This is a genomic window from Arthrobacter sp. Y3225116, assembly GCF_059091245.1.
Map to the genome: position 1 here is coordinate 21,322 of NZ_JBNHGL010000018.1, position 8,366 is coordinate 29,687.

The 8,366-nt window shown below is 69.0% G+C and carries 9 protein-coding genes; 5 read left to right on the forward strand and 4 right to left on the reverse strand.

The features are described from left to right. Positions 1–261: 261 nt before the first annotated feature. From AC5RV2_RS03775 to AC5RV2_RS03795, 5 genes are all read left to right on the forward strand, one after another. Positions 262–444: a YraN family protein gene (locus AC5RV2_RS03775; protein ID WP_494091241.1), complete on the forward strand. Its 183-nt coding sequence runs from the start codon at positions 262–264 to the stop codon at positions 442–444. Beyond that, positions 444–1,982, forward strand: coding sequence for a YifB family Mg chelatase-like AAA ATPase (locus AC5RV2_RS03780; protein ID WP_494091242.1), 1,539 nt, complete (start codon positions 444–446; stop codon positions 1,980–1,982). The genes AC5RV2_RS03775 and AC5RV2_RS03780 overlap by 1 nt, the downstream gene beginning before the upstream one ends. A 38-nt stretch (positions 1,983–2,020) precedes the next feature. After that, on the forward strand, positions 2,021–3,226 hold the full coding sequence (gene dprA / locus AC5RV2_RS03785; RefSeq protein WP_494091243.1) for a DNA-processing protein DprA: 1,206 nt from the start codon (positions 2,021–2,023) through the stop codon (positions 3,224–3,226). A 91-nt stretch (positions 3,227–3,317) separates the two neighbouring features. Further along, positions 3,318–4,271, forward strand: coding sequence for a tyrosine recombinase XerC (locus tag AC5RV2_RS03790; protein WP_494091244.1), 954 nt, complete (start codon positions 3,318–3,320; stop codon positions 4,269–4,271). Positions 4,272–4,521: 250 nt separating this feature from the next. After that, on the forward strand, positions 4,522–5,025 hold the full coding sequence (locus AC5RV2_RS03795) for a DUF3145 domain-containing protein (protein ID WP_493977382.1): 504 nt from the start codon (positions 4,522–4,524) through the stop codon (positions 5,023–5,025). Positions 5,026–5,127: 102 nt separating this feature from the next. Here the strand turns inward: AC5RV2_RS03795 and fabF are convergent, their stop codons facing one another. From fabF to AC5RV2_RS03815, 4 genes are all read right to left on the reverse strand, one after another. After that, positions 5,128–6,363, reverse strand: coding sequence for a beta-ketoacyl-ACP synthase II (fabF, locus tag AC5RV2_RS03800; protein WP_494091245.1), 1,236 nt, complete (start codon positions 6,361–6,363; stop codon positions 5,128–5,130). A gap of 105 nt (positions 6,364–6,468) precedes the next feature. Then, entirely contained in the window at positions 6,469–6,714 is a 246-nt protein-coding gene (locus AC5RV2_RS03805; protein ID WP_127514824.1) for an acyl carrier protein, read from the reverse strand. A gap of 111 nt (positions 6,715–6,825) precedes the next feature. Then, positions 6,826–7,893, reverse strand: a complete 1,068-nt coding sequence (locus tag AC5RV2_RS03810) for a beta-ketoacyl-ACP synthase III (RefSeq protein WP_494091246.1) — start codon at positions 7,891–7,893, stop codon at positions 6,826–6,828. Next, the coding region (locus tag AC5RV2_RS03815) for an ACP S-malonyltransferase (RefSeq protein ID WP_494091247.1) at positions 7,890–8,366 on the reverse strand (477 nt) is incomplete at its 5' end. The genes AC5RV2_RS03815 and AC5RV2_RS03810, both read right to left, overlap by 4 nt.

Here is an 8,366-nt window from a genome sequence, read left to right on the forward strand (position 1 = left end):
AGGTTGCCCACATGGAGTTCTGGCAGCGGCGAGATGCCGTCGGTGGAAATTGAGAACGCCCCATGTTGCCGACCAACTGTCGGTGAATGTTGCGCACGATATCCGCCGAGCCCGCCGCCAAGCCTGGGCTAGGGAATCGGCGGGCCCAGCATCAAGTTTGTGTGGCGTCTCCTTTCCTCCACAGAACGGCCCCTTGACGAAGCAGTCCACATCCGTGTGCCTCGGCCTGCTCACAGAGTAAGGCCGCGTCACGCTGGAGGCATGAGAGCGAAGGACGAACTCAGGCGGCGCGGTGACGAGATGGCCCTCGCATACCTGTCCCGCGCTGGCCTGGGCGTGATCGACCGAAACTGGCGTAGCTCGAAGGGCGAGTTAGACGCCGTCGCGGTGCTCTACGGACAGGCGCGTTGGCCCGTGATCGAGTACCTGAAGGACGTCGGCTGATGGGGCTCGGACGGACGTTCTCGGTGGCGCTGGTGGGGCTGAACGGGCATATCGTCGAGGTAGAAGCGGACATCGGCCAAACCCTCCCGGCTTTTATTCTTCTGGGGCTGCCGGACGCGGCCCTGACCGAGGCCAAGGAACGGATCAAGGCCGCTGCGAAGAACGCGGGGGTCCCGCTCAGCAGGCGGAAGATCACCGTCAACCTTGTCCCCGCTTCGTTGCCGAAGAAGGGTTCCGGCTTTGACTTGGCCATCCTGATGGCCTCGCTCCAGGCGGCGGGAGACGTCCGGCCCAGCGGCCGCAACATCTTCCTGGCCGAGCTGGGTCTGGATGGGAGGCTCCGGCCGGTCAGGGGTGTACTGCCGGCGGTGATGGCGGCCGTCGATGCCGGGTATCCGCATGTTGTCGTTGCCGACGCCAACGCCGCCGAGGCCGCGCTGGTGCCCGGCGCCCAAGTGCGCAGCTTCGGCAACCTGGTTGAGGTCCTCATGGCCTTCGGCGCCGACGCGAACCGGCTCAATCTCGCCCCGCAAGAGCGGTTGGCCCCGTCCGTGCCGGCCTCAGCTCCTCCGGCGCCCGCCCCCGACCTGGCGGACGTGGCCGGGCAGCATGAAGCCCGGGCCGCGCTGGAAGTCGCGGCTGCGGGCGGCCATCATTTGCTGCTCGTCGGCCCGCCCGGTGCCGGCAAGACGATGCTCGCCGAACGGTTGCCGGGCATCCTGCCAGATCTTCCCGACCACCATGCCATGGAGGTCACCGCCATCCACTCCTTGAGTGCCACGGCGGCCCCGCTGACCGAACTGGTACGGCGGCCACCGTACGAGAGCCCGCACCACACGGCAACGGCGGTTTCCATCATCGGGGGCGGCTCCGGCATGCCCCGCCCGGGAGCGGCCTCGCGGGCACACCGCGGGGTGCTCTTCATGGATGAGGCACCCGAATACGACCGGCAGGTGCTCGACGCGTTGCGCCAGCCGCTGGAGAGCGGGCGGCTGGTGGTACACCGGGCGGCGGGCAGCGCAGCCTACCCGGCACGCTTCCAGCTCATCATGGCGGCGAACCCCTGCCCGTGCGGGCTCTCCGGGGGCAAGGGTTTGGAATGCACCTGCACGCCCGACCAGAGGCGCCGCTACTTTGGCAAGCTCTCCAACCCCTTGACCGACCGCATCGATCTGCAGCTGACTCTGCCACGGCTGACGGTGGGGATGATGGCCGCGGGTGCTCGGCGGGAGGACAGCGCGGCCGTCGCCGCCCGGGTAGCGGTGGCACGGACGGCCCAGCGGGTGAGGCTGCAGCCGTGGGGCATCGGGTTGAACGCGGAGATCAGCGGCGAACTGTTGACCGGGAAGCTGCGGCTTCCGGCCACTATCACCAGGGACCTGGACCGGGCCATGGAATGCGGAGTGCTGACCGGCCGTGGCTACTCGCGTGTCCTGCGCGTTGCGTGGACGCTCGCCGACCTGTCCGGCCTGGACCGACCGGACCGGGACTGCGTCAGTACGGCGCTGGCCTTCCGCCAACAGGTCAAGGCGGCCTGACCATGCCTTCGCCGTCTGCGGCCGCCGGCCAGGAGGAGATGACCAGAATGACGCAACTGCCGTCCACCGATGAACGCCTTGCCAGGGCGGCGTTGTCCCGGCTGATGGAGCCGTCTGACTGGATCGGCCAGGCACTGGTCGCCGCTGCCGGCGCGCACGACGCCCTGAGAGTCGCCACCGGCCAGATCAAGGCCGGGCATGGTTTGCAGGCGGAATTGCTGCGCGCCCTTGACCGCGATCCCACTGCCGGAAACGCCCAGCCGCTCAACGACGCCCTCGAGCGATGGGCGCCGCGCATCAAGGACCTTGCGCCGGAACGCGACCTGGCCGTGATCGGCAGGCTCGGCGGCACCGTGCTCATTCCCGGAGATGCCGTGTGGCCGGCGTCGTTGGCAGACCTCGGGCTGGGCGAACCGCTCTGCCTCTGGGCGCGGGGAAGGTTCACGGACGGCATCCCGGACGTCCGGTCGACGGTGGCCGTTGTCGGCTCCCGGGACAGCACGAATTACGGCAACCAAGTGACCGGCGACATCAGCAGCGGACTAGCGCAGCGCGGCTATTGCGTGATTTCCGGCGGAGCCTACGGGATCGACGCGCAGGCCCATCGGTCGGCCCTGGCGGCGGAGACCGAACATGTCGCCACCATGGCGGTCATGGCCGGTGGCCTGGACCGGTACTACCCGGCCGGAAACGAAGAACTGCTCCGCGCCATCGCCAGCCGGGGGATCCTGCTGGCGGAAGTTCCGCCCGGCGCCGCACCCACACGGTGGAGATTCCTGCAACGAAACCGGCTCATCGCAGCGTTGGCCGCCGCAACCATCGTGGTGGAGGCCCGCTGGCGCTCCGGGGCATTAAATACCGCCCATCACGCCGCGGGGCTTGGCCGCGGCGTGGGCGCCGTCCCCGGATCGGTCTACAGCGCGAACTCGGCCGGCACCCACCGGCTGCTGCGCGACGGGAGCGCAACTGCCGTCACGGATGCTGCAGAGGCGGCCGAGCTCGCGGGACCGCTGGGAACAGTGCAGGCCGGGAGCCAAGAGGTGCTCGCGGACCACGACGGACTCGGTGTGGACGACCTGCTGCTGCTCGACGCCCTGCCGGTTCGACGGGGAAGCACCGTAGACAAGCTCGCCACCGTCGCGGGGATCCCGGTCCGCACCGTCCTCGCGGGGCTCGGCCGGTTGGAAGCGGCAGGACTGGCCGTCCATGACGCCACCGGCTGGCGCCGCGGGCGCAGGGACTGAGTAGGACGCAGGGAAGGAGGCACGGCGGCAATTCGGCCACGTTCCCGTGCGCCTCCTTGAGTTCGGCGGGCCGGGCCAGCAAAGTGAGGGGATGAGCTCTGCAGACCAACCTGAACCGCAGGGCACCGAGCCGCTCCCACAGGCCTTCGACGCGGCCCTGGATGGCTTCGCCCGCTATCTGAAGGCGGAGCGCGCTCGCTCGGAACACACCATCCGCGCCTATGTGACCGACGTCCGGCACATGCTCGGCTACGCAGCGGAAACCGGTGCCCGGGAGCTGCCGAACATCACGCTCGGGACGCTGCGGTCCTGGCTGGGCGCGATGAACGGAGCCGGCATGGCCAGATCCACGCTGGCGCGGCGCACGGCTACCGCCCGCACGTTCATGGGCTGGGCGCTGCGGGAAGAGCTCATCCACACCGATCCGTCGCTCCGGCTGAAGGCGCCCAAACGCAACGGCTCGCTGCCCACCGTGCTGCGCCCGGCACAGGTCGACGAGTTGTTCCGGACGCTCGCCGAGGAAGCCGTGGAGGGGGAGCCGATGCCCCTGCGGGACCGGGCGATGATCGAACTGCTCTATGCCACCGGCGTCCGCGTCAGCGAGCTCGCGGGCCTGGACATCGACGACGTGGACAACGAACGCCGGACCATCCGCGTGCTCGGCAAGGGCAACAAGGAGCGCACCGTCCCGTTCGGCCTGCCGGCCGCCGTCGCCCTGGACGACTGGCTGCGCCGCGGCCGCCCAAGGCTCGCCCGCGTGGAAAGCGGTCCGGCCCTGTTCCTGGGCCAACGGGGCAGGCGGGTGGACCCCCGCCAGGTGCGCTCCGTCGCGGCGAGGCTCTTCGGCCTGCTCGGCGACACCTCGGCCACCGGGCCGCACGCGCTCCGGCACAGCGCCGCCACGCACCTGTTGGACGGGGGAGCGGACCTCCGGGCCGTCCAGGAGATCCTTGGCCACAGCACTTTGGCGACCACCCAGCTCTACACCCACGTCTCGGTGGACCGGTTGCGCCGCAGCTACCAGCAGGCGCACCCGCGGGCTTGATCCCGGAGACACGGGAGGGCGGAACCAGGCCGTTCCGCCCGGAACGCGGCCGCCTGGGGTGCCCTTGGACAGCCCTGCACCGGCGGAACAGGCGACACGCCATAACACATTGGTAGTTACACTGGCGCAATTCGATGCCGTACGGCACAATGAGGAACGAAGCGTCGGAAACAGCAGTACTGACAAGTTCCATCCGTTGACAGGCTGAAGGTCGTTGGGGAAGACGTACCTACAGCAAATGGAGGATGGGATGTCTGTTGTGATGACGCGTGGAGTGCTGTTTGTGCATTCAGCACCTTCGGCACTGTGCCCGCATATCGAGTGGGCCGTCGGATCCGTCGTGGACAAGCGAACGGATCTCGAGTGGACCCCGCAACCTGCCGCGCCCGGAATGTACCGGGCCGAGCTGTCGTGGGTCGGCGCGCAGGGGACCGGCGCCATGCTGGCTTCCGCCCTGCGCGGCTGGGCCCACCTGCGCTATGAAGTCGCCGAAGAGCCGAGCGCCGGGGTGGACGGCGGCCGCTGGTCGCACACGCCCGAACTCGGCATTTTCCACGCCATGACCGACGTCCACGGAAATATCATGGTGAGCGAGGACCGCATCCGCTACGCCTACGAAGCCGGTGCCGGCGATCCCGCTGCCGTCTACCACGAACTGTCCCTCGCCCTGGGCGAGGCATGGGACGAAGAACTCGAGCCTTTCCGCCACGCCGCGGAAGGTGCCCCCGTGCGCTGGCTGCACCAGGTCGGCTGACGCCGGCTCACTCCCTCCTCCATCCACGCAAGGGAGGGCGACCGGTAATAACCGGCCGCCCTCCCTTTCGTGCTGCCCGCAGGCACACACCCGGTTGAAGCGTCAGACGTTGCGGAACACGACGACGGCGTTGTGGCCGCCGAACCCGAAGGAGTTGTTCAGCGCGACGATGTCGCCCTGCGGCAGGTCGCGGGCGGAGGTGACCACGTCCAGCGGGATCTCCGGGTCCTGGTTGTCCAGGTTGATCGTGGCGGGAGCGCGGCGTTCGTAGACGGCCATCACGGTCATCACGGACTCCACGGCACCCGACGCGCCGAGCAGGTGGCCGGTCTGCGACTTGGTCGCGGAGACGGCAACGTTGCCGACATGGTCTCCGAGCGCGGCCTTCAAGGCGGTGTATTCCGGCTTGTCGCCGACGGGGGTGGACGTGGCGTGGGCGTTGACGTGCACCACGTCGGTCGCCTGTGCCCGGGCATCGAACAGTGCGGCCTTCAGCGCGCGGGTGGCGCCCAGCCCCTCGGGATCCGGGGCGGTGATGTGGTACGCATCGGCGGTGACGCCGGAGCCGGCAAGCTCGGCATAGATGCGGGCACCGCGGGCCAGGGCATGTTCCTCGGCCTCGAGCACCAGCGCGCCGGCGCCTTCGCCCATCACGAAGCCGTCCCGGTCCAGGTCGTAGGGGCGCGAAGCACGCTCGGGGTCGTCATTGCGCCTGGACAGGGCCTGCATCGCGCTGAACGCCGCGATGGGCATGGGGTGGATCGCGGCCTCGGCGCCGCCGGTCATGACCACGTCGGCCTTGCCGGCGCGGATCAGGTCGATGCCCAAGGCCATGGCTTCGGTGCCGGAAGCGCAGGCGGAGACCGGGGTGTGGGCGCCGGCGCGGGCTCCCAGGTCCATGCTCACAGCCGCGGCCGGGCCGTTCGGCATCAGCATGGGCACCGTCATCGGCAGCACCCGCCGGGGCCCGCGCTCGCGCAGGGTGTCCCACGCGTCCAGCAGCGTCCATACGCCGCCAATACCGGTGGCGAAAGCAACGGCCAGGCGGTCGTGGTCCACCTCTTCGATGCCGGAGTCTTTCCAGGCCTCACGGGCCGCCACCACGGCGAACTGGGTGGAGGGGTCCATCCGCTTGGCTTCGACCCGGGTCAGTACTTCGTCCGGGCGGTTGCTCGCCTGGGCGGCGAACGTCACCGGCAGCTCGTACTGGGCTACCCAATCATCTTCGAGGGTACGGGCCCCGGAAACGCCCTTGAGCGCATTCCGCCACATCGTGGGGACGTCGCCGCCGATCGGGGTGGTGGCGCCGAGGCCGGTGATGACTACTTTGCGTGCCATTGATTCATTCTCTCAATAGTGATTGGGCAATAAATCCGGTGCGGCGGCCGGACCGGGGGTCACCCGCCGGCCGCCGAGTCCCGGGAGCCCCCGGGCGGCGCGGAACTACGCCTGGGCGTTGACGATGAAGTTGACGGCGTCACCGACGGTCTTGAGGTTCTTGACCTCTTCGTCCGGGATGCGCACGCCGAACTTTTCCTCGGCGTTGACCACGATGGTCATCATCGAGATGGAATCGATGTCCAGGTCATCGGTGAAGGACTTGTCCATCTCGACAGCCTCCGGGGCCAGGCCGGTCTCTTCGTTGACGATCTCGGCCAGACCGGCCAGGATTTCTTCGTTGCTAGCCATGGTGGCTCCTTTTCTTGTGCTGCCGGACGGTGTCCGGACGGGGTGTCAAACCGCGGTCTGCGGCCTGGTTCTGGTGGGAATGTAGGGGAGGCCCGACTACCGCAAGGCAGTCTACGGCAGGACGATGACCTGCGCGCCGAAGACCAGTCCGGCGCCGAAGCCGATCTGCAGGGCTAATCCGCCGGAGAGCGCGGGGTTCTCCTGCAACAGGCGGTGCGTGGCCAAGGGGATGGACGCTGCCGAGGTGTTGCCGGCATCGGCGATATCCCGCGCCACGACCACGCTCTCGGGCAGCTTCAGCTGCTTGACCATCTCGTCGATGATGCGCATGTTGGCCTGGTGCGGCACGAACGCGGCGAGGTCTTCGGGCTGCAGGCCGGCCGCCTCCAGCGCCTGCTTTGCTACCTTGGCCATTTCCCAGACCGCCCAGCGGAACACGGATGGGCCGTCCTGGCGCAGCGTGGGCCAGAGCTTGTGGTCATTCTCGTCGAAGGTGTCCGAGACGGCCGAGAGCGAGCCGGCGGCCTCTGCGGCCAGCGAGAGCTCGCGGACGTGGTTGAGCGAGTGGGTCATGCTGATGGTGTCCCACTTGCTGCCGTCGGAGCCCCAGACCGGCTTGCTGATGCCCGGCGTGTCGGACGGGCCCACGATGACGGCGCCGGCGCCGTCGCCCAGCAGGAACGAGATCGTCCGCTCGGTGTTGTCGATGACGTCGGAGAGCTTCTCCGCGCCGACCACCAGCACGTAGTCGGCGGTTCCGGAGCGGACCAGGGCATCGGCCTGAGCAATGCCGTAGCAGTAGCCGGCGCAGGCGGCGGAGATGTCGAAGGCGGGAGCCGGGGTGGCGCCGATCCGGTCGGCCAGCGCCGCGGCGGCCGACGGCGTGGCGTAGGGATGGGAGACGGTGGAGACGAGGACGGCCCCGAGCTGGTCGCCGGTGATGCCGGCCTGTGCCATCGCTTCCTTGGCGGCGCCTTCGGCCATGTCCAGCACGGACGTGTTGGCGCCCGCCCGGTGACGGGTCACGATCCCGGTCCGTTGGCGGATCCACTCGTCGGAGGAATCGATCCACTGGCAGACGTCGTCGTTGGTGACGATGACGTCCGGACGGTACGCTCCGATGCCCAGGATGCGCGTGAAGTCGCGTAGCGGGGTCTGCTGGATGACGGGTGTGCTCACTGCTCGGATTCTCCAGACGTGCGGTTCAGGACGGGGGTCTGTTCGGTGTGCTCGGCGATGAACGCGCGGGCCGCTTCCAGGTCTTCCGGCGACTTCAGGGCCATGGTTGCCACGCCCTTCATGCCGCGCTTGGCCAGCCCGGCGAGGGTGCCGGCCGGCGGCAGTTCCAGCAACCCGGTGACGCCGACGGACACCAGCTTCTCCATGCACTTGTCCCAGCGGACCGGACGCGACACCTGGGCGATCAGGCTGTCCAGGTTCTCGTCGCCGCCGAAGACCGGTTCGCCGTCGTAATTGGAGAGCAGGGTCAGCGACGGCAGGGCCGGCTTCAGCTGGGGACGCAGGGTTTCCAGGGCGCTGACCGCCGGGGCCATGTGTTCGGTGTGGAAGGCGCCGGCCACCTTCAGCGGGATCACCCGCGCCTTGGCCGGCGGATTCGCGGCGAACGCCTGCAGCTGCTCGAGCGTGCCGGC

Bases quoted from the DNA above. Each gene is read 5' to 3' on its own strand.
- AC5RV2_RS03775 (WP_494091241.1), top strand. From the start codon at position 262: ATGAGAGCGAAGGACGAACTCAGGCGGCGCGGTGACGAGATGGCCCTC.
- AC5RV2_RS03780 (WP_494091242.1), top strand. From the start codon at position 444: ATGGGGCTCGGACGGACGTTCTCGGTGGCGCTGGTGGGGCTGAACGGG.
- dprA (WP_494091243.1), top strand. From the start codon at position 2,021: ATGACCAGAATGACGCAACTGCCGTCCACCGATGAACGCCTTGCCAGG.
- AC5RV2_RS03790 (WP_494091244.1), top strand. From the start codon at position 3,318: ATGAGCTCTGCAGACCAACCTGAACCGCAGGGCACCGAGCCGCTCCCA.
- AC5RV2_RS03795 (WP_493977382.1), top strand. From the start codon at position 4,522: ATGTCTGTTGTGATGACGCGTGGAGTGCTGTTTGTGCATTCAGCACCT.
- fabF (WP_494091245.1), bottom strand. From the start codon at position 6,363: ATGGCACGCAAAGTAGTCATCACCGGCCTCGGCGCCACCACCCCGATC.
- AC5RV2_RS03805 (WP_127514824.1), bottom strand. From the start codon at position 6,714: ATGGCTAGCAACGAAGAAATCCTGGCCGGTCTGGCCGAGATCGTCAAC.